Origin of the sequence: Sporocytophaga sp. (assembly GCF_017745095.1) — a bacterium.
Classification (GTDB): Bacteria; Bacteroidota; Bacteroidia; order Cytophagales; family Cytophagaceae; genus Sporocytophaga.
Genome location: NZ_JAGHZZ010000004.1, coordinates 290,404 through 314,554, shown reverse-complemented (window position 1 = coordinate 314,554; position 24,151 = coordinate 290,404). Strand labels below are relative to the sequence as shown.

23 protein-coding genes and 4 tRNA genes are annotated in these 24,151 nt (G+C 35.6%); 9 read left to right on the top strand and 18 right to left on the bottom strand.

Going from position 1 to position 24,151, the window contains the following annotated elements; translation table 11 throughout:
* Nucleotides 1-3: 3 nt before the first annotated feature.
* The 13 genes from rpoB to J7604_RS08265 form a co-directional block, all read right to left on the bottom strand.
* The gene (gene rpoB, locus J7604_RS08325; protein WP_293893959.1) at nucleotides 4-3,873 is read right to left on the bottom strand and encodes a DNA-directed RNA polymerase subunit beta; all 3,870 of its coding nucleotides are present in this window, start codon (nucleotides 3,871-3,873) and stop codon (nucleotides 4-6) included.
* Nucleotides 3,874-4,023: 150 nt separating this feature from the next.
* A complete protein-coding gene (gene rplL, locus J7604_RS08320) occupies nucleotides 4,024-4,401 on the bottom strand; it encodes a 50S ribosomal protein L7/L12 (protein ID WP_028979654.1) in 378 nt (125 codons plus the stop codon).
* A 66-nt stretch (nucleotides 4,402-4,467) separates the two neighbouring features.
* Nucleotides 4,468-5,004, bottom strand: coding sequence for a 50S ribosomal protein L10 (rplJ, locus tag J7604_RS08315; RefSeq protein ID WP_293893954.1), 537 nt, complete (start codon nucleotides 5,002-5,004; stop codon nucleotides 4,468-4,470).
* 4 nt (nucleotides 5,005-5,008) lie between these two features.
* Entirely contained in the window at nucleotides 5,009-5,707 is a 699-nt protein-coding gene (gene rplA, locus J7604_RS08310; RefSeq protein WP_028979656.1) for a 50S ribosomal protein L1, read from the bottom strand.
* 12 nt (nucleotides 5,708-5,719) lie between these two features.
* Nucleotides 5,720-6,163, bottom strand: coding sequence for a 50S ribosomal protein L11 (gene rplK, locus J7604_RS08305; protein ID WP_028979657.1), 444 nt, complete (start codon nucleotides 6,161-6,163; stop codon nucleotides 5,720-5,722).
* Between the two features lies 1 nt (nucleotide 6,164).
* On the bottom strand, nucleotides 6,165-6,725 hold the full coding sequence (gene nusG, locus J7604_RS08300) for a transcription termination/antitermination protein NusG (protein ID WP_028979658.1): 561 nt from the start codon (nucleotides 6,723-6,725) through the stop codon (nucleotides 6,165-6,167).
* Between the two features lie 15 nt (nucleotides 6,726-6,740).
* Nucleotides 6,741-6,932, bottom strand: a complete 192-nt coding sequence (secE, locus tag J7604_RS08295; RefSeq protein WP_293893944.1) for a preprotein translocase subunit SecE — start codon at nucleotides 6,930-6,932, stop codon at nucleotides 6,741-6,743.
* Nucleotides 6,933-6,952: 20 nt separating this feature from the next.
* A tRNA-Trp gene (locus J7604_RS08290) sits at nucleotides 6,953-7,023 on the bottom strand.
* Nucleotides 7,024-7,133: 110 nt separating this feature from the next.
* Nucleotides 7,134-8,321 (bottom strand): elongation factor Tu, encoded by a 1,188-nt coding sequence (gene tuf / locus J7604_RS08285; RefSeq protein ID WP_293893941.1) that lies wholly within the window; start codon nucleotides 8,319-8,321, stop codon nucleotides 7,134-7,136.
* A gap of 109 nt (nucleotides 8,322-8,430) precedes the next feature.
* A tRNA-Thr gene (locus J7604_RS08280) sits at nucleotides 8,431-8,502 on the bottom strand.
* 34 nt (nucleotides 8,503-8,536) lie between these two features.
* Nucleotides 8,537-8,609: transfer RNA gene (locus J7604_RS08275), tRNA-Gly, on the bottom strand.
* A gap of 121 nt (nucleotides 8,610-8,730) precedes the next feature.
* A tRNA-Tyr gene (locus J7604_RS08270) sits at nucleotides 8,731-8,813 on the bottom strand.
* 191 nt (nucleotides 8,814-9,004) lie between these two features.
* Nucleotides 9,005-11,434: a M1 family metallopeptidase gene (locus J7604_RS08265; RefSeq protein ID WP_293893938.1), complete on the bottom strand. Its 2,430-nt coding sequence runs from the start codon at nucleotides 11,432-11,434 to the stop codon at nucleotides 9,005-9,007.
* A gap of 126 nt (nucleotides 11,435-11,560) precedes the next feature.
* Here J7604_RS08265 and J7604_RS08260 point away from each other — a divergent pair, with 126 nt between their 5' ends.
* The 3 genes from J7604_RS08260 to frr are packed head-to-tail and all read left to right on the top strand — an operon-like array spanning nucleotide 11,561 to nucleotide 13,415.
* Nucleotides 11,561-12,061 carry an acetyl-CoA carboxylase biotin carboxyl carrier protein subunit gene (locus J7604_RS08260; RefSeq protein ID WP_293893935.1) on the top strand — a complete coding sequence of 167 codons (501 nt, stop codon included), beginning with the start codon at nucleotides 11,561-11,563 and terminating at the stop codon, nucleotides 12,059-12,061.
* Nucleotides 12,062-12,120: 59 nt separating this feature from the next.
* Nucleotides 12,121-12,828 carry a UMP kinase gene (pyrH, locus tag J7604_RS08255; protein WP_028979663.1) on the top strand — a complete coding sequence of 236 codons (708 nt, stop codon included), beginning with the start codon at nucleotides 12,121-12,123 and terminating at the stop codon, nucleotides 12,826-12,828.
* 26 nt (nucleotides 12,829-12,854) lie between these two features.
* A complete protein-coding gene (gene frr / locus J7604_RS08250; protein WP_293893930.1) occupies nucleotides 12,855-13,415 on the top strand; it encodes a ribosome recycling factor in 561 nt (186 codons plus the stop codon).
* A gap of 9 nt (nucleotides 13,416-13,424) precedes the next feature.
* On the opposite strand, the gene nadD is transcribed toward frr, so the two are convergent.
* The 4 genes from nadD to J7604_RS08230 are packed head-to-tail and all read right to left on the bottom strand — an operon-like array spanning nucleotide 13,425 to nucleotide 15,492.
* Nucleotides 13,425-13,997 (bottom strand): nicotinate (nicotinamide) nucleotide adenylyltransferase, encoded by a 573-nt coding sequence (nadD, locus tag J7604_RS08245; protein ID WP_045467526.1) that lies wholly within the window; start codon nucleotides 13,995-13,997, stop codon nucleotides 13,425-13,427.
* A 14-nt stretch (nucleotides 13,998-14,011) separates the two neighbouring features.
* The gene (gmk, locus tag J7604_RS08240) at nucleotides 14,012-14,608 is read right to left on the bottom strand and encodes a guanylate kinase (protein WP_293893923.1); all 597 of its coding nucleotides are present in this window, start codon (nucleotides 14,606-14,608) and stop codon (nucleotides 14,012-14,014) included.
* An 8-nt stretch (nucleotides 14,609-14,616) separates the two neighbouring features.
* Nucleotides 14,617-14,865 (bottom strand): zf-HC2 domain-containing protein, encoded by a 249-nt coding sequence (locus J7604_RS08235; protein WP_293893920.1) that lies wholly within the window; start codon nucleotides 14,863-14,865, stop codon nucleotides 14,617-14,619.
* 36 nt (nucleotides 14,866-14,901) lie between these two features.
* Nucleotides 14,902-15,492: a sigma-70 family RNA polymerase sigma factor gene (locus J7604_RS08230; RefSeq protein ID WP_045467520.1), complete on the bottom strand. Its 591-nt coding sequence runs from the start codon at nucleotides 15,490-15,492 to the stop codon at nucleotides 14,902-14,904.
* Between the two features lie 252 nt (nucleotides 15,493-15,744).
* On the opposite strand from J7604_RS08230, the gene J7604_RS08225 reads away from it, so the two are divergent.
* The 5 genes from J7604_RS08225 to J7604_RS08205 all read left to right on the top strand — a co-directional run bounded on the left by J7604_RS08225 (nucleotide 15,745) and on the right by J7604_RS08205 (nucleotide 21,859).
* Nucleotides 15,745-16,932: an O-antigen ligase gene (locus tag J7604_RS08225; RefSeq protein WP_293893915.1), complete on the top strand. Its 1,188-nt coding sequence runs from the start codon at nucleotides 15,745-15,747 to the stop codon at nucleotides 16,930-16,932.
* A 69-nt stretch (nucleotides 16,933-17,001) separates the two neighbouring features.
* Nucleotides 17,002-17,997, top strand: coding sequence for a glycosyltransferase family 9 protein (locus tag J7604_RS08220; protein ID WP_293893912.1), 996 nt, complete (start codon nucleotides 17,002-17,004; stop codon nucleotides 17,995-17,997).
* On the top strand, nucleotides 17,994-18,983 hold the full coding sequence (locus tag J7604_RS08215) for a glycosyltransferase family 2 protein (RefSeq protein ID WP_293893909.1): 990 nt from the start codon (nucleotides 17,994-17,996) through the stop codon (nucleotides 18,981-18,983). The genes J7604_RS08220 and J7604_RS08215 overlap by 4 nt, the downstream gene beginning before the upstream one ends.
* 92 nt (nucleotides 18,984-19,075) lie before the next feature.
* On the top strand, nucleotides 19,076-20,917 hold the full coding sequence (locus J7604_RS08210) for an ABC transporter ATP-binding protein (protein ID WP_293893906.1): 1,842 nt from the start codon (nucleotides 19,076-19,078) through the stop codon (nucleotides 20,915-20,917).
* 114 nt (nucleotides 20,918-21,031) lie between these two features.
* Complete coding sequence (locus J7604_RS08205) at nucleotides 21,032-21,859, top strand: hypothetical protein (protein ID WP_293893903.1); 828 nt, start codon at nucleotides 21,032-21,034, stop codon at nucleotides 21,857-21,859.
* Between the two features lie 14 nt (nucleotides 21,860-21,873).
* Here J7604_RS08205 and J7604_RS08200 read toward each other — a convergent pair whose 3' ends face one another.
* Nucleotides 21,874-22,839 (bottom strand): glycoside hydrolase family 16 protein, encoded by a 966-nt coding sequence (locus tag J7604_RS08200; protein WP_293893900.1) that lies wholly within the window; start codon nucleotides 22,837-22,839, stop codon nucleotides 21,874-21,876.
* Between the two features lie 202 nt (nucleotides 22,840-23,041).
* On the opposite strand from J7604_RS08200, the gene J7604_RS08195 reads away from it, so the two are divergent.
* Complete coding sequence (locus J7604_RS08195; RefSeq protein ID WP_293893897.1) at nucleotides 23,042-23,830, top strand: N-acetylmuramoyl-L-alanine amidase; 789 nt, start codon at nucleotides 23,042-23,044, stop codon at nucleotides 23,828-23,830.
* Nucleotides 23,831-24,151: the final 321 nt, after the last annotated feature.

Sequence of the window (24,151 nt, the reverse complement as noted above, 5' to 3'; positions counted from 1 at the left end):
TGATTAGTCTAAAGTGATTTCCAGCGCAAGGCCTCTTAACTCGTGAACCAATACGTTGAAGGATTCTGGTATATTTGGCTTAGGCATATTTTCACCTTTAACTATGGCTTCATAAGCTTTTGCTCTTCCTATAACGTCATCAGATTTCACAGTCAGAATTTCCTGAAGAACGTTTGCTGCACCGAATGCTTCAAGTGCCCAAACTTCCATTTCTCCGAATCTCTGACCTCCGAACTGAGCTTTACCTCCAAGTGGCTGCTGAGTGATCAATGAGTATGGACCGATTGAACGGGCATGCATCTTATCATCAACTAAGTGGCCAAGTTTAAGCATGTAGATAACCCCTACAGTAACTGGCTGGTCAAATCTCTGACCTGTTAAACCATCATGTAGGAAAGTTCTACCGAATGAAGGCAACCCCGCAAGGGATAATTCATTTGCTACTTCTTCTTCACTTGCACCATCAAATATTGGAGTAGCATAAGTCTTGCCAAGTTTTAGTCCAGCCCATCCAAGAACTGTTTCATAAATCTGACCAAGGTTCATACGAGAAGGTACACCAAGCGGATTTAGAACTATATCTACAGGAGTTCCATCGGCAAGGAATGGCATATCTTCATCACGAACTATTTTAGCTACAACCCCTTTGTTACCGTGACGACCAGCCATTTTATCACCCACTTTCAGTTTACGTTTTTTAGCTACATAAACTTTTGCTAACTGAACTATACCTGCAGGTAGTTCATCTCCAACCTCCAAAGTGAATCTTTCACGTTTAAATCTTCCCGAAAGTTCATTTCTTTTTCTGTTGTAGTTTTTAACAAGACTATGGATCATCAAATTGACCTTCTCCTCAGAAGTCCAACCTTCAAGAATCAAATCACCTAAAAGATTTACTTCTTCTTGTACATTATATGTACTTTCATCTCTATAGCTGTTACGCTCAGGGAATACGTTTTCAGAAATATTTCTTCTGTTGAATTTTACACCTTTGGAAATAATCTCATCACCAAACTTGTGCTTAACTCCATTACTAGTTTTACCATCCAGCAATTCAACCATTTTCTCAATCATTATAGCTCTGATTGCTAAAAGGTCTTTACTATATTTTGCTTTTAATGTATCAACTTGTTTCTTGGACTTCGCTCTGATGTCTTTATCCTTCTTAGGACGAGAGAATAGTTTAGTATCAATTACTACACCTCTTAAAGACGGAGAAGCTTTTAATGAAGCATCTTTAACATCCCCAGCTTTATCTCCGAAGATAGCTCTAAGAAGTTTTTCTTCAGGAGTTGGATCAGTTTCCCCTTTAGGAGTAATTTTTCCAATCAGAATATCACCCTCTTTAACTTCAGCTCCAATACGAACAATTCCGTTTTCATCAAGGTTTTTAACAGCTTCTTCACTTACGTTTGGAATCTCAGAAGTAAGTTCCTCTTCCCCTCTCTTTGTATCCCTAACTTCAAGTTCAAATTCTTCAATATGTATTGAAGTGAAGATATCATCACGAACTACTTTCTCTGAAATAACAATAGCATCCTCAAAGTTGTATCCTTGCCAAGGCATGAATGCTACTTTTAGGTTTCTACCCAGAGCAAGTTCTCCATTATTTGTTGCATATCCTTCGCAAAGAACCTGACCTTTTTTAACTCTTTGGCCTTTGTATACTATAGGCTTAAGGTTAATACATGTATCCTGGTTAGTTCTTCTAAACTTAACAAGATCATAGGTTTTACTTTCGGTATCAAAGCTTACAAGTTTTTCGTCGTCGTTAAGATCATACTTGATAACTATTTTCTTAGCATCAACAAAATCTACAACTCCTTCACCTTCTGCAGTTACAAGAGCTCTTGAATCGACAGCAACACGACCTTCAAGGCCAGTTCCAACGATAGGAGCTTCTGGCTTTAATAGAGGTACTGCCTGACGTTGCATGTTTGAACCCATCAATGCACGGTTAGCATCATCGTGCTCTAGGAATGGAATCAAAGAAGCCGCAACAGAAACAATCTGATTTGGCGCAACGTCCATGTATGATAATTTATCTGGCTCAACAACAGGGAAGTCACCTTCATATCTTGCTTTAACCTTATCAAGCATGAAGTTACCTGTGTTATCTATCTTAGCATTTGCCTGAGCGATATTATGACGATCTTCTTCTTCAGCCGTTAAATAAACAGGATCCTTCAAACTTACTTTACCTTCTTCTACTTTAAGGTAAGGAGTCTCGATGAAGCCCATGTTATTTACTTTTGCATGAACACAAAGAGAAGAAATAAGACCAATATTTGGTCCCTCTGGAGTTTCAATTGTACAAAGACGACCGTAGTGGGTATAGTGAACATCACGAACCTCGAAACCGGCTCTTTCTCTTGAAAGACCACCAGGACCAAGGGCTGACATTCTTCTTTTATGTGTAATCTCAGCCAATGGATTGGTTTGATCCATGAATTGAGATAACTGATTTGTACCGAAGAACGAATTGATTACAGAAGAAAGAGTTCTTGCATTGATAAGGTCAACAGGTTTAAAATCCTCGTTATCCCTAACGTTCATTCTTTCTTTGATAGTTCTAGCCATCCTAGCTAAACCAACTCCGAATTGGCTATACAGCTGTTCACCTACAGTTCTAACCCTTCTATTACTCAAATGGTCAATATCATCAACAACTGCCTTTGAGTTAATCAAACCGATAAGATACTTAACAATGCTAATGATATCCTGAGTAGTTAAAACTCTGATATCAGAAGCAATCTCAAGACCAAGTTTTTTGTTGATTCTATATCTACCAACTTCACCAAGGTCATATCTCTTATCACTAAAGAAAAGGTTATGAATGATATCTCTTGCAGTTTGCTCATCTGGAGCCTCTGTATTTCTAAGTTGTCTATAGATGGTTTCTACAGCTTCTTTTTCAGAGTTTGAATTATCCTTTTGAAGAGTGTTATAAATAATAGTGTAGTCAGCTATATTTATATCTTCTCTATGAAGAATAATCGATTTTGTATTAGAATCAAGGATAGTATCAATATCTTCTTCAGAGATAACAGAATCTCTCTCTAAAAGAACCTCATTTCTATCAATAGAAACTACCTCACCTGTATCTTCATCAACAAAGTCTTCAGTCCAGCTTCTAAGTACCCTTGCGGCCAACTTTCTACCTGTAACTTTCTTTAAAGAAGCTTTGTTAGCTTCTACTTCTTCTGATAAACCGAATAGATCAAGGATATCTTTATCTGAACCGTATCCGATAGCACGTAAAAGAGTAGTAACAGGAAACTTTTTCTTTCTATCGATATAGGCATACATTACATTGTTAACGTCTGTAGCAAATTCGATCCAGGATCCTTTAAAAGGGATAATTCTGGCAGAATAAAGTTTTGTTCCGTTTGTATGTTTACTTTGAGCGAAAAAAACTCCCGGAGATCTGTGCAACTGAGAAACTATAACCCTTTCTGCCCCGTTTACTATAAAAGATCCCTTAAGAGTCATATAAGGAATATTCCCAAGGAATACTTCTTGCTCTATAGTTTGGAAATCTTCGTTGTCTTCGTCATTGCAGGAAAGTCTTAATTTCGCCTTAAGAGGCACTGAATATGTAAGACCTCTATCAATACATTCATCAACGGAATATTTTGGCGGGTCTATTGTATAGTCAATAAACTCGAGGACAAAATTTTCCCTTGAGTCGCTGATAGGGAAATTTTCCGCAAATACTTTATACAAACCCTCTTGTGTACGGCTTTCAGAGGGCGTATCAATCTGAAAGAAATCCTCAAAGGATTGTAATTGCACATCTAGAAAATCAGGGTAATCAATTAGAGATTTTCTTGTAGCAAAACTTATTCTTTCTCCTTTATTATTGATAGCCAATGCTTTATAAGTTTGGTTAGTGAATAATTTTTAAATATTATTACTTAAATCAAGGGGTGTCTGAAAGGTTTATACCCACAAACAGGAAAAGACCTGACTATGTTGCCAGGCCTTGAAATTATTTTTAAGGCTGTTAAAGGTAATCTTACCTTATTTAATTTCAACTTCAGCTCCAGCCTCTTCTAATTGTTTCTTTAGAGACTCAGCTTCTGCTTTAGGTAGACCTTCTTTAACAGGTTTCGGAGTAGAATCAACTAGATCTTTAGCTTCTTTCAATCCAAGACCAGTAAGATCTTTAACTAGTTTTACAACTGCAAGTTTAGCAGCTCCTGGGTTTTTAAGGATTACATCGAAAGCTGTTTTTTCAGCAGGTGCTTCAGCAGCAGCTCCACCACCTCCAGCTACCATTACAGGAGCAGCAGCAGCAGGCTCGATACCGTATTCATCTTTCAGGATTTGCGCAAGTTCGTTAACTTCTTTAACAGTTAAATTTACAAGTTGCTCAGCGAATGCTTTTAAATCTGCCATTTTATTATTTATTTAAAAATTACTAATTTGATTAATGTTTATTTTTGTATGAAGTATTCTGAAATATTACTCTGGTTTTTCAGAAAGAGTCTTAACGATTCCTGCAAGTTTGTTTCCACCGCTTTGAAGAGCTGAAACAACATTTTTAGCAGGAGATTGAAGTAATCCAATGATATCTCCAATAAGTTCGTTTTTAGATTTAAGATTGCTAAGAAGATCTAGAGTATCTTCACCGATAAACAATCCACCATCAATAGAAGCTCCTTTAAGAGTAGGCTTATTAAACCCCTTACCCCCTTCTTTATGATACTCTTTCAATAGTTTTGCTGGTGCATTTCCTGCATCTGCAAACAGAATTCCTGAGAAGCCTTTTAACACACCCTGGTTAAAAGGAGTATAGTCAGTATTAAGGTTTGCCAAAGCTTTCTTAATCAAAGAATTCTTTACAACTGTATATTCAATACCTTTTTTGAAACACAATTTTCTGAATTTATTAACCTGCTCAACAGAAAGACCTGAAGCATCGGTTATATAAAAGTAATTCTTCGAAGCAAATTTTTGGCTCAACTCTTCAATGATCTGAGCTTTTTGTTCTTTAGTCATTTTCTTATATTCCTGAAATTGAACTCTTATCCACTGTAATACCAGGGCTCATTGTACTTGACAATGAAACACTCTTAATATAAGTACCTTTAGCTGAAGCAGGCTTCAATTTTGAAATTACCTGAATTAGCTCATTAATATTGTCCTGAATTTTGTCAGGAGTAAAAGATACTTTACCAATACTGGTATGAATAATTCCGTATTTATCTACTTTGAAGTCGATTTTACCTTGTTTAATTTCTTTAACAGCTTTTCCAACTTCAAGCGTTACTGTTCCGGCTTTAGGGTTTGGCATTAAGCTTCTTGGACCAAGAATTCTACCTAGCTTACCAACTTTTGCCATTACTGTAGGCATTGTAATGATTACGTCAATATCTAACCAACCTTGCTCAATTTTTGCAATGTAATCATCAAGACCAACGTGTTCTGCACCAGCATCTTTAGCTTCCTGAGCTTTATCAGGAGTGCAAAGTACTAGAACTCTAACGTCCTTACCAGTACCATGAGGCAGAGCAACAACTCCTCTTACCATCTGATCTGCCTTCTTAGGATCAACACCCAATCTCACATCGATATCAACAGAAGCATCAAACTTTGTGAAAGTAATTTCTTTTACTAATTTAGAAGCATCTGCAAGAGAATATTCCTGCTCAGGGTTATATTTAGCAATTACTTGCTTTTGTTTTTTTGTAAGTTTTCCCATGTCAATTTCTTATTAAGATTCCCAAGGAGCTTTACCTGTAATTGTTATACCCATACTTCTAGCAGTTCCGGCAATCATCTTCATCGCTGAATCAATTTTAGAACAATTTAAGTCTGGCAATTTAGTTTCAGCGATAGTTTTAACCTGATCCCAGGTAACTGATCCTACTTTATTTCTGTTAGGTTCTGCAGATCCCTTTTTTGCTTTTGCCGCTTCCATTAAAAGAATTGGAGCAGGAGGAGTTTTAATAACAAAGTCAAAAGATTTGTCTTTGTACATTGTTATTAACACCGGTAATAAAACACCTGGTTTATCTTGTGTTCTAGCATTAAACTGCTTACAGAACTCCATGATATTCAAACCTTTACTACCCAATGCTGGACCGATTGGAGGAGATGGATTTGCGGCTCCGCCCTTTACCTGCAATTTCAGATATCCGCCTATTTCTTTTGCCATTTTACTGAACTTTTTCTACTTGCATATAATTCAACTCAACGGGTGTATTTCTTCCGAAAATTTTCACCATTACATTGAGCTTCTTTCTTTCTTCAAATACTTCTTCAACAGAACCAGTAAATCCGTTGAATGGACCATCCATTACTTTAACTAGCTCACCTACTATAAAAGGAGTTTCTAGCTTTTCTTCTCTTTCATCAACCTGATCTACTTTTCCTAAGATCCTGTTAACTTCTGACTGTCTTAATGGTACAGGTTTTTTTGAAGCTGCTCCAGTTTCACTAGATCCAAGGAATCCAATAACTCCAGGAATACTGGTAATAATGTGTGCTGCTTCGCCGTGATTTATATCTGCTTGAATTAGTACATATCCAGGGAAAAAATTTCTCTCACGTACCCTCTTTTTCCCATTTCTCATTTCATATACCTTTTCTGAAGGTATTAAGACCTGAGGAACAAACTCTTGAAGATTTTGTCTAACGATTTCGTTTTCAAGATAGCTTTTTACTTTCTTCTCTTGTCCACTAACCGCTCTGACAACGTACCACTGTAATTGACTCATCGATCTATCCCCCTTTTAGAAGTTTTCGTAAATGAAGGACATACCGTTTTTAAATAAATAATCGATCACTCCGATTATTAGTGCAAAAATGATAGAAGCAACCAGAACAAGTACAGTACTTCCTTGAAGTTCACTGAACTTCGGCCAGGAAACTCTACTTCTGATCTCTTCAACTGACTCTTTTAGAAAATCTATTACCTTTTTCATTTTTGACTTATTTTCCTGTGCACGGGTGGAGAGATTCGAACTCCCATCAACGGTTTTGGAGACCGCTATTCTACCCTTGAACTACACCCGTTTAACTACACACCCCTGAAAAGGGAGTGCAAAGTTAGATAATATCTTATAAATAAACAAGTGCGTTCTCGAAAATAATTTTCAAAAACGCACTCTTATTTATTTTTTTACTTATTTTAAAATTTCAGTTACCTGACCAGCACCTACTGTTCTACCACCTTCTCTGATCGCAAATCTTAATCCTTTCTCCATCGCAACAGAGTTGATTAGTTTCACAGTGATTGTGATATTGTCACCAGGCATAACCATTTCAGTTCCTTCTGGAAGGATGATTTCACCAGTAACGTCAGTTGTTCTCATGTAGAACTGAGGTCTGTATTTGTTAAAGAATGGAGTATGTCTTCCACCTTCTTCTTTTGAAAGAACGTAAATCTCAGCTTTAAATTCTAAGTGAGGAGTTACAGAACCTGGCTTACAGATTACCATTCCTCTTCTGATTTGATCTTTCTCAATACCTCTTAGAAGTAGACCTACGTTATCACCAGCTTCTCCTCTATCAAGGATTTTTCTGAACATCTCAACTCCAGTAACTGTAGACTTAAGGTTTTCAGCACCCATACCAAGGATATCAACAGCCTCTCCAGAGTTAATGATTCCTCTTTCAATTCTACCTGTTGCAACTGTACCTCTACCAGTGATAGAGAATACGTCTTCAACTGGCATCAAGAAAGGAAGGTCAGTCATACGTGGAGGAATTGGAATATCTTTATCAACCGCATCCATTAGTTCTTCGATAGTTGCTACCCATTTAGCGTCTCCGTTCAATCCACCAAGAGCAGAACCTCTGATAATAGAGATTGTATCACCTGGGAATTCGTAGAAGCTAAGTAGTTCTCTAACTTCCATCTCAACTAGGTCAAGAAGTTCAGGATCGTCAACTAAGTCAACTTTGTTCATGAAAACAACAAGAGCTGGAACACCTACCTGACGTGCAAGAAGAATATGCTCTCTAGTTTGAGGCATTGGTCCGTCAGTAGCAGCAACCACAAGGATAGCTCCATCCATCTGAGCAGCACCTGTAACCATGTTTTTAACATAGTCAGCGTGACCTGGACAGTCTACGTGAGCATAGTGTCTGTTAGCTGTAGCGTACTCCACGTGAGAAGTATTGATAGTAATACCTCTTTCTTTTTCCTCAGGAGCGTTGTCAATCTGAGAGAAATCTCTTTTCTCTGCTAGACCTTTTTCTGACAATACTTTAGTGATTGCGGCAGTCAAAGTTGTTTTACCGTGGTCTACGTGACCTATAGTACCTATATTCACGTGAGGTTTGGAACGGTCAAAAGTTTCTTTAGCCATATTTGAAAATCCTCGGTTTTATTGTTAATTTATAATTTTATAATTATTTTAAAATGCGATAAAGGAATTTGCAATCTTAAGCTGACTTGCTCTGAGTTTGAATTTTAAGAGCCAGTGACGGGAATTGAACCCGTGACCCCTTCCTTACCAAGGAAGTACTCTACCCCTGAGCTACACCGGCTTAAGAGCAACTCTCCAGGAAGCTCAAAAAATTGAGCGGGAGACGAGGCTCGAACCCGCGACCTACAGCTTGGAAGGCTGTCGCTCTACCAACTGAGCTACTCCCGCTTTTAATTAATTTGGCTAGTCTGAGATTTTTCCCTTCTCAGAATCGAAATTGGTCCGCAAAGTAAACAAACCATTTTCAATTCCCCAATTTTTCTCGAAACTATTTTTAAATAAAATATAGTGGGGAGAGAAGGATTCGAACCTTCGAAGTCAGATGACGACAGATTTACAGTCTGTTCCAGTTGGCCACTTTGGTATCTCCCCAAACTTTTTTTGAAAACTTCCTTTTCAAATCAACCCTTTAAACTTGCTGTTTTAAAAAATTGAGCTGCAAAAATAGGTGCTTTTTTATTTAAGTCAAATTTTCGCACCTATTTTTCTTGCTTTTTTTTTTAATATTCTTCAGCATCTTAATTATCAACCATTTAAAAACGTACTTTTTTTAAGGGATAATTCTATTTAAGCATTTGAAGATAATAATTTGCAGCATTCCTGATTACTTCATGCTTATTTGTATCGGATATTTTCTTTAACAATTGTTTGCCATCATTCTTTTCTTCTTCCGGAAGTATAGCAAGATATTGGCTAAAATAACTCAACAATGCATATACTCGTCGATCCTCTGATGTTTGCATATTCTTTTTAAACCACAAGTATCTTGACGTGTCCTTAGAATTGATAAAATAATTAGCCAAAGGGATGATTATATTAATATTGTCAATAGATTCAAATTCAGATATCCGTTTTTCAATATTAGAATCCTTTGTCTTTAACAAACTGGAAAGCGATGCGCCCACAACGGAATAAGCCTTTTCATCCAATCCTTTATAGTAAAGATCCACAAATCTCTTATTATCATAAGAAGACAATAAATAGATGGCTTGTGCCCTAACTGCTGGCTTAGTATCAGATGCTGCTATTTTTTCAAGATCAGGTATATAAATTTCAATATTTGGAATAACATATTTGGAAAACTGATCCAGAGCAAAATCTCTTATTCCCCAGAATCGATCATTTAGTGCTCCTTTTAAAAGACTCTCAAACTCTTTAGTCTTAAATTTCGCTTGAGCTAATTCCTGATTTTCAGTTTTACTCAAATCAAAATAAGCCACCAAGGCATCTTTTCTTCCAAAATACCCATCAGAATTCTTAAACTGGAAAATAAGCTCTTCATCAGATTTTTCGTGAGACTTTTTAGACAAGACGTCGTTATCAGGATCAAAATGTACCAGATTAGGTTGAGCAGGACAAGGCAGAGAAAAATTCTGCTTTACTTTGGTAAGTTCAAGATGATGTGTGGTTTTTACTCCATTTACCCAAACATCAAGTTTAAATGGTATTCTATAAATCGGTGTCCGTAATGTATCTTGTTGTTGCTCTACAGTTAAACTCAACATGCCGCTATTATACTGACTTTCAATTTTAAGATCCGGATGACCAGGAGCTAAAAACCATTGATTAAAGAACCAATTCATATCAGTTCCGGTAACTTCCTCAAATGCTAGCCTCAAATCGTGAATTTCTGCTGGTTTAAACTGATTTCGTTTTAAATATAAATTTAGAGCTTCAAAAAAGGCTGAATCACCAACAACTTTCCTCAAAGTATGTAAAACTCTTCCTCCTTTATTATAACTGTGTCTATCAAACATATCCTCTTTATCAAGATAATGAAATCTGATTAAAGGTTCCTGTTTGTGATTTGCTTCATCAAAGTATTGCTTTTCTTCTGTTTCCGCATGCTGATCTGCCTCATCTTTTCCATATTTATAATCCAGCCACAGATATTCAGAATAATTTGCAAATGACTCATTTAAAGGCAAATTAGCCCAGGATTCGGCAGTAACAAGGTCACCAAACCAATGATGAAATAGTTCATGGGCGATGATCGGATCCCAGCTTTCGTCAAGTAATTCTCTGTCAGTTGACTGAAGTGCTTCCATAAAAATTGTAGCTGAAGTATTCTCCATTGCACCTGAAACATAATCTCTTACCACCACCTGTGAATATTTATCCCAAGGATATTTATACTTTAACAATGATGAAAAAAATGCAATCATCTCAGGTGTATTTCCAAAAATATCTTTAGCATATTTCCCATATTGAGGTTCAACATAATAATTGATCTTCAAATCATCCCAATCAAATCGAGTATCTTTCATATGATCCTCTGTAATGGAATATTTTCCTATTGCCATCATAAAAAGGTATGGAGAATGAGGAAGATCTTGTTTCCAGTAGAAAGTGTTGGTTCCATCTTTATTTGCTTTCTGATAAATTAGCTCGCCATTGGAAAGTACATTAAAGGATGAATCAACAGTAATAAACATCTCCTGAGTAGTTTTTTCATTTGGAGAATCAATAGTAGGAAACCAGACTGAATTGGATTGGGTTTCTCCTTGGGTCCATATCTGAACAGGCTTTTCCGGATCTTTACCATCGGCGTTTATAAAATACAATCCTCGATCATCTGTGATTGCTTCGCTCCCTCCTTTTTTAAGCTCATTCGGTTTTGCAGTGTATTTAATTCGTATCAGAAAAGTATCTTTTCTTTGATATACTTTATCGAGAGTGATATCAAGCCTTTCTTTATTATACAAATATTTCAATGGCATTGTAGAGGGAGATATCAATTCTACAGAGTGAATGTCCATACCCTTTGCATCCAGCACCAATTTATTTTGAGGATAAAAAAGAGGTTTGAAAGTTAGGTAAGCAACACCATTTAGGTATTGGTTTTTCCAGTCGAATGAAACTTCCAGTTTAGTATGAAGTAAGTCTACATATCTTGTTCGTGAAGGCTGATAAGGACCTTTGCTTGTCTTAAAAGCAGAAACACTTTTTTTCTCCTTTTCAGCCACCGGTACAGTATTATCACTTTTTTTCAATGATTTACAAGAAAATAATAGCAGCAAGAGGGGTAACAGAAGGAACCGCCCTGTTGAAACAGAAAAACTCATACTCAGTTGTTTTTTGATTGATTTAATTATATTTAAGAGCGAAATAATGTTGAAATGTTAAAAATAAAAATTAGTAATCAAAATTTTATTGAGTTTCAAAAAGAAGGAGACAAGCTTATTCTTAATGGAAGCCCTTTAGACTGGGACATTTCAGAACTGGTTTATCAAAAATCTTATCATATTATAAGAGAAAACAAAAGCTATTCTGTGGAAGTATTAAAATTCGACAAAGAGCAAAAGATTCTCTTTTTAAGAATAAATGATAAGGAAATTCAAGTTGCGATCCAAGATACAAGAGATCTAATGCTTGAAAAACTTGGTGTCAGCAATAAGAGGTCCGAAGCTCTCAATGACATAAAAGCACCAATGCCAGGGAAAGTTTTAGAGATAAAAGTTAAAGAAGGTCAAACAATCGAGAAAGGTGAGCCTGTATTGATCCTTGAGGCAATGAAGATGGAGAACCTTATTAAATCACCTGGTGCTGGAGTTGTGAAAAGTATTCAGATAAAGGAAGGACAGAGTGTCGAAAAAAATCAGGTACTGATCAGGTTATAATTTAATTATTAGATAATCATTATTATATTTGCCAAGTTTGCGGTAAAATATCTTCTGAAATGAAATACAAAAGAATTCTTTTAAAACTAAGTGGAGAAGCATTGATGGGAAATCAAAAGTACGGTATCGATCCGGAAGTTCTCATGAGATATGCAAAAGAAATAAAGGCTGTAAGTGATAAAGGTGTTCAGCTGGCTATTGTTATCGGAGGAGGCAATATATACAGAGGAGTTGAAGCTGCCGCTACAGGGATAGACAGAGTTCAAGGGGATTATATGGGGATGCTTGCCACTGTGATAAACGCAATGGCACTTCAAAGCGCACTGGAAAATATTGGACTTTATACAAGATTAATGTCTGGAATCAAGATAGAACAAGTTTGTGAGCAATTTATAAGAAGAAGAGCGGTGAGACATCTTGAGAAAGGACGAATTGTAATTTTCGGAGCAGGTACAGGAAATCCATATTTCACAACAGATTCAGCTGCAAGCTTAAGAGCTATTGAAATTGAAGCTCAAGCTGTCCTTAAAGGAACAAGAGTAGATGGAATTTATTCATCAGATCCGGAAAAAGATCCTACAGCAACAAGATTCTCTAATATCTCATTCAAGGAAGTATACCAAAAAGGTCTTCAAATTATGGATATGACTGCCTTTACCCTTTGCAAAGAAAATGGTTTACCAATTATCGTATTTGATATGAATAAGCCCGGCAACCTTTTGAAAATTGCGGAAGGTGAAGATGTCGGTACGCTGGTAACAATGTAATTTTATTATATAACTTATTTTTCCAAATGGAAGAAATTCAATTATACCTGGACGAAGCAAAGGATTCAATGACAAAAGCATTGAAACATACCGAAGCTGAATTCGCTAAAATACGTGCCGGCAAAGCAATGCCGTCAATGGTTCACGGGGTTTCTGTAAGCTATTATGGCATCGACACTCCATTAGAACAAGTATCATCCATTACTACTCCGGATGCAAGGACAATTATGATCAAACCTTTTGAAAAAAAGTTGATCACTGAAATTGAAAAAGCAATTAAAGATAGTAATCTTGGTTTCAATCCTCAGAATGACGGAGAAAACATCAGAATCTCTTTACCTCCTCTTACAGAAGAGAGAAGAAAAGCTCTTGTAAAACAAGTAAAAGGTGAATCTGAGAGTGGTAAAATAGCTATCCGTAATATTAGAAAAGATACTAATGAAGAACTAAGAACTCTTCAAAAAGAAGGTGCTTCTGAGGACGAGATCAAAAAAGCCGAAGAAAAAGTTCAAACTTTGACTAACGATTTTATTGCAAAAATAGATCAGGTTTTAGCTAAGAAAGAGGCTGAAATAATGACTGTTTAATTCAATATTCTATCGGTAGAGATTTTTATTTTTAATAAAAGTCTCTACCTCTTGAGTTATCATATATTTTACTGAAAGATTTTTTTTGATTGACTGCCTGATGTAAGTGGCAGAAATGTCCAGTAATGGAGCCTCCACGAACCTTACATTTTTATGATTTTTCAGTTCACAATCTCCTGAATCAGGTCTTGGATAAACATACAATTCAAAATATTCCAGAATACTATTGAAATTCTTCCATTTGGGAAGCTGACAAAGATTATCTTCTCCTATTATAAGCACAAATTTATTCTTAGGAAATTTCTCCTGAATGTAGGTAAGAGTATCTATGGTATAGCTCGGCTTAGGCAAATGAAATTCCACATCGCTGACACGAAATTTAGGATGATCCATAATAGCCAGATTCACCATATCATATCTGTCAAACTCGTGTAGTAAGGTATTATTTTTTTTCAAAGGATTCTGGGGCGTTACCACATACCATACTTCGTCAAGATCTGCATGCTCAGCCATTACGTTACCTATAATGAGGTGACCTATATGAATAGGATTAAACGAACCGAAAAAAAGACCAACTTTCATGAAGCGCTAATCTATCAGCCTTTTTTGGGGAAAGTGATTTTTCCGGAAAGAAAATCATCAACAAGCTGTTGAGCGCCCTTTAATGCTTCTTCCAAATCATTATTAACCAAAGTTATATCAAACTGATTTTCAAAACTCATTTCAAATTTCACCTTGAATAATCTCGCAGAAATACTTTCTTCTGTATCCGTTTTTCTTTCTCTCAGCCTTTGTTCTAAAACTTCCATAGATGGGCATTTTACAAAAATAGCCAAAGCTTTATTTCCATAGAACTTTTTCAGGCTAAGACCACCTTTAACATCTACATCAAATACAGCGCTTTTCCCGTCACTCCAAATTCTATTTATTTCAGATTTTAAAGTACCATAGAATTGACCAGGGTAAACTTGTTCCCATTCAACAAACTCGTCTTGATCAATTTTTTGTTTGAATTCTTCTGGGGTGAGAAAATAATAATCTTTTCCGTAAGTCTCATTACGCCCTCTTTTATCGCGCGTACAAGCGGATATTGAGTATCCAAGATTATTATTTTTGGCAAGCAAATGCTTGACAATTGTCGTTTTACCAGATCCAGAGGGAGCTGAAAAAATGATTAATTTGCCATCTTCCATAGACAAATTTAAAAACTTTCATTCAATTTATCCTTAATATTCGCTATTAAGGCCGAAGGAACGGGCTTTTTTTCTATTTTACTCTTTACAATCTCCTTTACATTTTTATCAAGATTATAGCTTTGATAACACGGCATACATTCTTCTATATGTTTTTCCAGAAATTCTTTCTGATTACTAGAAGCTTCTCCATCAATCAAAAGATGAAGTGCTTGTATACACTCATTGCATTCAGAGATTTTTTTTCCCTTATCCATTCGAATTAAATTGTTCGCAATCATACGGAATTTTTCTTATTTGTTATAGCCCATTGTACCTGCATAAGCTTTCAGCTTTTCTTTTAATAAGTTTCTAGCCCTATGCAATCTTGACCTCACAGTACCGATTGGTATATCAAGAATTTTGGCCATTTCTTCATAAGTAAAACCCTCAAGGTCACAAAGTATAATGATGGTTCTAAAATCAACAGCTAATGCATTAAGCGCAGTTGCAACCTCATCCCCGATCATCTCCTGCAAAGATTCTATCCTAAGGTCGGTAGTGATGCTTTCATCCACATCATCAGAGTTATAATAGGACTCTACCTCCTGATAATCAACCTTTGAAGGCTCTTTGCTTTTCTTTCTAAAATCATTTATAAAACTGTTTTTCAATATTCTGAACAGCCAGGCTTTAGCATTGGTGCCTTGCTCATATGAATTGAAGAATCGATATGCCTTTAAATAGGTCTCTTGTACAAGATCATTTGCATCGTCTTCATCAAGGGTCAAACGATAAGCAAAATTATAAAGAGAATCAATCAAAGGCATAAACTCCTTTTCAAACTGAGCATCTTTCTCCGCTTTGCTTAAATCCTTTCTTATATTTTCTCTATTCTCTTCCATTTAAAGTATTATTTATAATTTTACTTAATGAATAAAGTAATTATCGTACCATATTTACGATTCCTTAAAGTAGAACATTAAAATTTCTGCATTTGTTGTGTTTGGATTCTCTCCAAAAACAACACCTTAATTTTCAATTACTTTACAATAAATAAAAATAATTATTACCCTTAATTAATGGATTCTCAAAACCGATATTATTTAATTTTTGTAAGAATATGTCTTTTTGTCATAGTAACTGGCATTTTTACTATGGATAGTATACATATCCTGGCAAATCAAGGTATATTAGCATTGACCGGACTTGCTTTACTTTATTTTATACTAAAAATCAGGAATTTTAATATTTTTCTAATTGAAAAAAGATTTTCCGTTTTCTTCATTATTTTTATTGCCTTTATACTAAGTCTCCTTCGAACTAATCCAGAAAATCAAAAGTATGCTGCATTGCAGTTTGAGCTGCATTATCAATTTCTAGCTTTGCCTTTTTTGTTTGCTATACTTCCACCTTTTCCAAGAAAATTATATTATGATATTTTCTTCCTCTTTTTGATTATGGTATTTGTATGCGCTGTTGGTAGTACTTCAATTTATTTTCAAAATAAGGAATACTTCGATTGGGCGTATGGAAAATCTCATCTAATTCCTACTCCTGTAAATCATGTGCGCTTCAGTCTAATGGTCACATTTTCTGTATTCCTTGCATATTATCTTATAGAAAAAGATTACTTTAAAGACTTTTTTTTCAAAGGATTAAATATAATTATGCTTATATTTTTAATCTTTTATCAGCATTTGCTAGCAGTTAGATCAGGGCTAGTCGCTTTTTATGTTGTTTTGGTTTTAATTACCTTTTATTTATTAGCATCAAAAAATTTCAAAAAAGGCCTTTTCCTATTCATTGGTGTGATTGCACTGGTTGGAATATCTTTCTTTTCATTGAATACTTTAAAGAATAAATGGGGGTATACAAAGTATGACTGGAACCTGAGTGACATTAAAGATAAAGCTAACAATTATTCCATCGGTAAAAGACTGGTTTCTCAACAGGTAACATTTCAGCTCTTCAGGGATCATCCAATATTTGGAGTTGGGGAAGGAAATATTGAATCTGAAGTGAGGAAAGGATATGCAAAAAAATTTCCCTTTGTAGAAGCGGAAAACAGATTAAGTCCCCACAACCAATACCTCAGAACATTAGCTGCTACTGGCATACTGGGCTTTATTGTTTTTATTTCTTGCTTCTATTTCCCTTTATTTTCAAATAAAAACTATAGATCTAAAATCCTTTTGGTAATATACACTATCACTTCTGTATCGTTCCTCTTTGAAGATACCTTAGAAACAAAGACAGGCCTTACTTTTTGTTTATTCTTCATTATGTTCTGCCTTCACTATACAAAAGCTTTGAGGGTAGACGTCAACAAAAACCTGACTTAATAACTGATAGAACTTAACTACATTTCTCAATTTGAATTTAAGAGAGGGTTTGATAGACTTTTATAACATATGAAAAACATTCTGATAAGCAGGACTGATAATCTTGGAGATGTGGTACTCACATTTCCTCTGGCTGCATATCTAAAACAACGTTTCCCGGATTCCATGATTCTTTTTCTTGGGAAAAAATATACTGCCGATCTAATAAAGGCTTGTAATTCTATTGATGAATTCATCTCTAGAGAATCGCTTATAGACGATCCATCTTTATTAAAATCCAAGAATATAGAGACTGCCATTTTCGTATATCCTGATAAGGATGTTGCAAAAATATGTAAACAAAGCGGAATACCGGTCCGGATAGGCACAAGTCACAGGACCTTTCACTGGTTATATGCCAATAAAAAAATAAGTTTTTCCAGAAAAAAATCTGATCTCCATGAAGCTCAACTGAACTTCAAATTACTTGAAGGCTTAGGAGTTAAAGAAATTCCTTCAATTGGTACTTTAGGCTCCTTACTCGATGTATCTCCTAAATCTGAATTACCAGAAGCAGTAAAATCAGAACTTGATAGTGCTAAGAAAAAAATAATATTGCACCCTAAGTCAAAAGGAAGTGCAAGAGAATGGCCTATTCAGAACTATTTTTCACTCGCCAAACGATTAATTTCAGCCGGCTATACTCCAATAATAACGGGAACAAAAGACGAAGGTCAGAAAATACGGAATGAACAGGAAGATTTCTTTTCATTACCTGAAATGATTGACCTTACGGGCAAAGTCACATTGGGTGAACTCATATCGGTAATTGCAAAAGCGGACGGACTTGTAGCTTGCAGCACCGGACCATTACACATCGCATCAGCACTTGGAATTCACACTGTAGGTTTTTACCCTTCCATAAAGCCCATGCACGCAGGCAGATGGAAACCCATAGGTAAATATTCAACAGTATTGTCGCTTGATAAGGAATGCTTTGACTGTGCCAAAGGAGGCAATTGCATTTGCATAGAATCATTAAAAACAGAGCAGGTATTTGAAATAATAGAAGGTTGGAACAAATGAATCAGAAAAGCATATCAGTAGTTATACCAAATTATAACGGCAGAAAACTTCTTGAAGAAAATCTTCCTTCAGTTTATAAAGCTCTTGAATATTGCAAAGCTGAGTACGAAATCATTATTGCAGATGACTGTTCCTCTGATGACTCCATTGCATTTATAAAAGATAGATACCCTGAAATTATATTACTCATTAACGAAGTAAACAAAGGATTTTCTCCGACTATAAATCTTGGAATTAAAGCAGCGACTAAGGATCTAGTCTTTGCACTCAACAATGATGTAATGCTCACCCCGGAATATTTTGTGAATCAGTTTAGGTACTTTGATTCGGAAAACACATTCGGAGTGATGGGCAAAATCATTGGACTGACGGACCACAAGACTCAGGACACCGCTAAATATCCTTATATTAAAGGGGCTACTATTAAAGGGACGATTAACTATACTTTGGAAAATAGTTCATCCACATTCTGGATTCCGAGTTTTTTTTTAAGTGGAGCCAACAGTCTTGTAGACAGGAAAAAATTATTTGCGCTGGGTGGCTTTGACGAGATCTATGCACCTTTCTACAATGAAGATCTGGATCTTGGCATAAAAGCCTGGCGTTTAGGCTGGAAGTGTTACTATGAACCGGAGGCAGTTTGTCTGCATCCAAACAGTGCCACCATTTCTAAATATCATAAAAGTAAAAAGATAAAAGTTACATCTTTTAGGAATAAAGTACTTTTACATCTTATTCATCTAGAAGGACTTTACCTGTTTTTATATAATATTCAGTTGTTTTTTAACCTGACATTCAAAATTCTTTCCTTTAAGTTTTATTACATCAAAGCTTTAAATGAAGTAGCCCTGAGAAAAAAAGCGGTTGCAGCTAGCAGAATGAGAATTAATGAATTAGCAAAATTTTCAGGCGCCAAAAAATCATTACCTATTGTGGTAAAGGAAATAAGAAGACAATTAAGCGGGAAAAAGATCATCAAATTCTAAAGCAGACAGGCTGTTATGGAGAACACCTTCATTAAAGTGGATTTAATTTAATAACTTTGTTGAAGTTTATATTTTAGTTTACAATCAATATCATGAAAATATACTTAAGGCTCATAGCTTTTGCCAAGCCTCTTGAAAAATTTGCGATTCCATATATAATCTTTGCTTTGCTCAGTATTATTTTTGGGCTTTTAAATTTTACCCTTCTTATTCCGATATTTAATCTATTGTTCTCCGAGGATTCAGCTGAATCATTGAATAAAGTGACTCAAATGCCTTCCTTTGTTTTGAGCTATGATTATTTCAAAGAAGTATTTTATTATTATCTATATAAAGCATCACAATCTTCGGATCAGAAACTAGCGGCACTTTTTTATATATGTGGTGTCATTTTCACATCCGTATTATTGTCTAACTTATTCCGTTACCTATCGCAGATTGTACTTGAGGACTTAAGAATTCACACACTACTGAATCTGAGAAAAACAGTATTTAACAATGTATTAAATCTGCATCTGAGCTATTTCTCAAATGAGAAAAAAGGGGATATAATGGCCAAAATCTCCGGAGATGTGCAAGTAGTTCAAGGATCTATCACAAATACTTTAATTGTTTTCTTCCGTGAACCGGTAACAATCATATTTTATTTCTTTGCGCTTTTCAAATTATCGGCATCTTTAACATTCTTCACGATTTTCTTTATTCCGGTATCTGGATTGATTATAGCTACAATTGTAAGAAAGTTGAAACAAGCTACTTCTGATGCTCAAACATCTATGGGAATTATGCTGAGCATATTGGATGAAGCACTTACAGGATTGCGTGTTATCAAGGCATTTAATGCTTTATCATATGTCCAGGATAAATTCCATCAGGAAAACATCAGGTATTCAACTGCATCCAGAACAATGGTGAAGAAAAACGAACTTGCTTCTCCTGTTTCTGAATTGATGGGGGTTACGGTTGTTGTGGGAATACTATTGTATGGTGGCGCTATGGTATTGGAAGGAAACAATTCTCTGAAACCTGAAGAGTTTATCGCTTACATTGCCATCTTCAGCCAGGTGCTTAGACCTGCAAAGGCTATGACTGGTTCGTTCTCTCAGATACAACACGGTATTACTGCCGGAGAAAGAGTTCTTCAGTTGATAGATACTGAACCTGCTATCAAGAATAAGTCTAATGCAACAGAGTTAAAGACTTTTGAAAAAGAAATTTCTTTCGAAGATGTTCAATTCTCTTACGATGAGCATAAAACAATTCTTAATGGTGTAAACTTCAAGTTGCAAAGAGGTAAAACTATTGCATTGGTAGGCCCTTCGGGAGGAGGGAAATCAACTATTTCAGACCTTATTCCGAGATTTTATGACCCTACGGAAGGTTGCATAAAAATTGACGGTACAGATATTAAAGATTGCACTGTAGAATCGGTGAGAGATCTGATGGGTATAGTAAATCAGGAATCTTTGCTATTTAATGATACCATCCATAACAACATCGCCTTTGGAAAGCCGAATATGTCAAGAGAAGAGGTTATCCAAGCTGCTAAAATTGCAAATGCTCACAACTTTATAATGGAGTCTGAAAATGGATATGACACTGTAATCGGTGACAGAGGGGTTAAACTGTCTGGCGGACAAAAACAGCGTTTAAGCATTGCAAGAGCTGTTCTAAAAAATCCTCCTATTTTAATTTTGGATGAAGCTACTTCGGCTCTTGACACTGAATCAGAAAAACTGGTTCAGGAGGCTCTAAATAATCTGATGAAAAACAGAACCACTCTGGTAATTGCGCACAGATTGAGCACTATTCAGAATGCCGACGAAATATTGGTTATAGAGAAAGGCAAAATTGTAGAGAGAGGTACTCATCAGGAACTGCTAATGTTTGAAGATGGAGTATACAGCAAACTGACGACTATGCAGGCGTTGTAAGCGCAATGCATAAAGCGAAAAGCTGAAAGTATAAGAAGTGCTTTCAGCTTTTTGCTCTGAGCTTTCACCTTTGTAATATAGATTAATCATTTTTAGAAGTAAGATTTTAAAGCATTGGAAGTATTAAATCCGATAACCTCGAGAGCCATTTCAGGAAAGCAAATTTTCCCTTATAAGTATTCTGTATGTACATTGGTTACTAATCCTGATGAATATCAGGAGATGCTTCAGTCTTTTGTAAATGCAGGATTTAACACATCCTTTTGTGAATTTCTTCATATTGATAATAGTCAGAGTAATGCTTATGAAGCATTTTCAGGATTAAATAAATTTCTTCAGGAAGCACAGGGGAAATATATCATACTTTGTCATCAGGATATTCTTTTGAACTATGATAACCTTGAAGTGTTAGAACAGCGCATTGCTGAAATAGAAGCTATGGATCCCAAATGGGCTATCATTGGTAATGCGGGAGCTGTTGGTATTAAAAACAAAGTATACAGAATTACAGAAGGTGATGGAGTATTCCGCAGATGCGGGCACCCTCCTGCTAAGGTAGTTTCTGTCGATGAAAATTTTATTCTGGTAAAAAAAGAAGCCAATCTTGCGCTTTCCGGTGATTTGTCTGGGTTTCACCTGTATGGAACAGATTTGTGCATCATTGCATCAATATTGGGGTACAGTGCATATGTTGTCAATTTTCATTTGCTGCACAAAAGCAAAGGCAATGCAGACAAAAGTTTTTTTACAATAAAAGAAAACTTAATTAAAAAGTACTCCAAAGCTTTTGAAGCAAGGTTCATCGAAACAACGATGACTAAATTTTACTTTTCAAACTCGCCCTTCCTGAATAAACTCATGAATACTGGATTTATGATGTTCTGGATTCGCCAGTACTTCAAGTTCAAATTCAGAAAAGATCTGAAAAGAAAAATTCAATAGATTATATTTTTGTCTTATTGTTTAGTGGTTGAGGCCTTCAGCAGCTTCAATTCATTCGTGCTTGTTTTTTCACAATTCTCAGATCGTGTGCATGTTTCTAATGTATTTCCCTTGTCTTTCAGATTATAAATTTTTATCCAATCTATTGTAAAATACTGAGGAAATTTAACATCGGAAATAGATGGTGAATTTGCTAAAGCAAGGTTTGCAATTAAATACATTTCAGCTGATTCAAGAGGAACGTGGTCCTTCACAGTCCGAATTTCCTTTCCGTCAATATAAAAAACAAGTTTATCTTTTAGCCACGCGACAGAGAAAATGTGAAAGTCGTTGAAGAAGTCTGGCTGCTTTTCACAATATTCAGTAAAACAACTCTGTCTATTTCTACTTCCATCGCACCAGAAGACATTATTAGTCCCGCATTTAAAATTATTTCCCCAGTATTCAAAGATGTCAATTTCCCTATAACCATCTGTTTGCTGAGAACAATCACCATTCCACATCCAGAATGCAGGCCATAAAGATTGTTCTCTACCTTCAGGCATTTTGCATCTTATCTCGAATAAGGCATTCCCTTTTACCATATTTTTGTAGTGAATCCAGCCGGAAGTGTAATTATAAATAACACCATTAGACCCTGTTACAGGCTCTGGAAGGGGCTGCGCTGTAATCACAAGATTGCCACCAGAAACAGACAATTGATCCCATTTATAAATTTGTAATTCGTCTGGCCCATGATTATCACCAAACAAGTACCAATTTTCAGACAAGTCTTTGACAGAGCCATTGAAGTCATCAAGGAAAGATAAGTTCCAGTCATTGTAATTAATTACACAAGGAAGTTTTGAAGAATTCTTTGACACTTCAATAATTCCAGGGCCATTTTTCATCGTTTCTGTTGAAGAATGCATTAAAGACTGACCAAAGAGCATTGTTGACCAAAGAAATAAAACAAAGATTTGAATATTGATTTTCTTCATTTCTAAATTCAGAAAAGTTCATCTTTTCATACAACCTTTTGACAAACAATTCCATTATCAATTAAGTCGAACCCTCTATATAACAGACATTCTGCCCAATCATAAACGGATTGTGTAAAACTTTTCCTTATCCAAAATATTTTGTAATTTTACTAACAGATTACTCGTTTTTAGGTGATATTAATCTTTATCCCCAAAGGATATGGTAAAAAAGTTCTTATCAATAGGATTCTGTCTCACATTACTTTTATTTTCATTTACTCCTTTAGAGCGCAAATCTATAAAGGTGAAGACGATTGTTATTGATCCCGGCCACGGAGGAAAAGATCCCGGATGTCTGAAGAATAAAACCAGAGAAAAAGATATAGCTCTTGATATAAGTTTGAAAGTAGGTCAGTTGATTCAGGAAAACATGCCCGATGTAAAGGTGGTTTTTACAAGAAAAGATGATCGATTTGTGGAACTTCATGACAGGGCTGGTATCGCCAATAAGAATCATGCCGATCTTTTTATTTCAGTTCACGTAAACTCAGGCCCTTCTGGCATGCATGGAACAGAAACCTATTGCATGGGCCTTCATAAAACCGAACAGAATCTCGAAATAGCCCAAAGAGAAAATTCTTCTATTCTGATGGAAGATGATCATAAAGAGAACTATGAAGGATTTGACCCTAATTCACCTCAATCCTATATTCTGTTTTCATTATTCCAGAATGCCTTTATGCAAAGCAGCATGAAGCTTGCCCACAAGATTGAAACCGAATTTCAACTGAGTAATAAGAGACATAGTAGAGGAGTTAAACAAGCTGGTTTTCTGGTATTATGGAAAACTTCTATGCCAAGTGTACTTGTGGAAACAGGCTTTATCACAGATACTGCAGACTATAAATTACTTAATTCTGAATCAGGCAGATTTGATTCCGCATGGGGTATCTATAGTGCTATTGAAGATTATAAAAAAGACATTGAAGGGGCAGGTTTGGAAGAATAGATCACCCCACTTTTCATCAACTTTTCGAAACAGAATAGACCTTATCCTAAGAAAAAACTAAAAATCTTTCATTTTCAGGCAAATTTCCCCTGACTGTGACTCATTTTTATTTTTATATCTCTGTCCCGCTTTTTGGCATTTTAAGGTATAAAATGCGAAATGCGATTTTATTCAGTTCTGAATCAAACGCCGGAACTTCTTAACTCAAATCTCCGAGTCCTGAATTAAGATTTAAAAAACTCCAAGCATGTTTCGTCCTAAAAGTGATTTCCAAAAAAAATAATAAGTCACCAAATTTAAATATCTAGTAATCTTAATGGG

What these genes read in the sequence shown, in the direction of transcription:
- J7604_RS08220 (WP_293893912.1), top strand. Translation starts at nt 17,002, where the DNA reads ATGAAAAACATTCTGATAAGCAGGACTGATAATCTTGGAGATGTGGTA.
- J7604_RS08195 (WP_293893897.1), top strand. Translation starts at nt 23,042, where the DNA reads ATGGTAAAAAAGTTCTTATCAATAGGATTCTGTCTCACATTACTTTTA.
- J7604_RS08230 (WP_045467520.1), bottom strand. Translation starts at nt 15,492, where the DNA reads ATGGAAGAGAATAGAGAAAATATAAGAAAGGATTTAAGCAAAGCGGAG.
- rplK (WP_028979657.1), bottom strand. Translation starts at nt 6,163, where the DNA reads ATGGCAAAAGAAATAGGCGGATATCTGAAATTGCAGGTAAAGGGCGGA.
- nadD (WP_045467526.1), bottom strand. Translation starts at nt 13,997, where the DNA reads ATGAAAGTTGGTCTTTTTTTCGGTTCGTTTAATCCTATTCATATAGGT.
- frr (WP_293893930.1), top strand. Translation starts at nt 12,855, where the DNA reads ATGGAAGAAATTCAATTATACCTGGACGAAGCAAAGGATTCAATGACA.
- secE (WP_293893944.1), bottom strand. Translation starts at nt 6,932, where the DNA reads ATGAAAAAGGTAATAGATTTTCTAAAAGAGTCAGTTGAAGAGATCAGA.
- gmk (WP_293893923.1), bottom strand. Translation starts at nt 14,608, where the DNA reads ATGGAAGATGGCAAATTAATCATTTTTTCAGCTCCCTCTGGATCTGGT.
- J7604_RS08210 (WP_293893906.1), top strand. Translation starts at nt 19,076, where the DNA reads ATGAAAATATACTTAAGGCTCATAGCTTTTGCCAAGCCTCTTGAAAAA.
- J7604_RS08225 (WP_293893915.1), top strand. Translation starts at nt 15,745, where the DNA reads ATGGATAGTATACATATCCTGGCAAATCAAGGTATATTAGCATTGACC.
- J7604_RS08200 (WP_293893900.1), bottom strand. Translation starts at nt 22,839, where the DNA reads ATGAAGAAAATCAATATTCAAATCTTTGTTTTATTTCTTTGGTCAACA.
- J7604_RS08235 (WP_293893920.1), bottom strand. Translation starts at nt 14,865, where the DNA reads ATGGATAAGGGAAAAAAAATCTCTGAATGCAATGAGTGTATACAAGCA.
- J7604_RS08215 (WP_293893909.1), top strand. Translation starts at nt 17,994, where the DNA reads ATGAATCAGAAAAGCATATCAGTAGTTATACCAAATTATAACGGCAGA.
- pyrH (WP_028979663.1), top strand. Translation starts at nt 12,121, where the DNA reads ATGAAATACAAAAGAATTCTTTTAAAACTAAGTGGAGAAGCATTGATG.
- nusG (WP_028979658.1), bottom strand. Translation starts at nt 6,725, where the DNA reads ATGAGTCAATTACAGTGGTACGTTGTCAGAGCGGTTAGTGGACAAGAG.
- J7604_RS08260 (WP_293893935.1), top strand. Translation starts at nt 11,561, where the DNA reads ATGTTAAAAATAAAAATTAGTAATCAAAATTTTATTGAGTTTCAAAAA.
- rplL (WP_028979654.1), bottom strand. Translation starts at nt 4,401, where the DNA reads ATGGCAGATTTAAAAGCATTCGCTGAGCAACTTGTAAATTTAACTGTT.
- tuf (WP_293893941.1), bottom strand. Translation starts at nt 8,321, where the DNA reads ATGGCTAAAGAAACTTTTGACCGTTCCAAACCTCACGTGAATATAGGT.
- rplA (WP_028979656.1), bottom strand. Translation starts at nt 5,707, where the DNA reads ATGGGAAAACTTACAAAAAAACAAAAGCAAGTAATTGCTAAATATAAC.
- rplJ (WP_293893954.1), bottom strand. Translation starts at nt 5,004, where the DNA reads ATGACTAAAGAACAAAAAGCTCAGATCATTGAAGAGTTGAGCCAAAAA.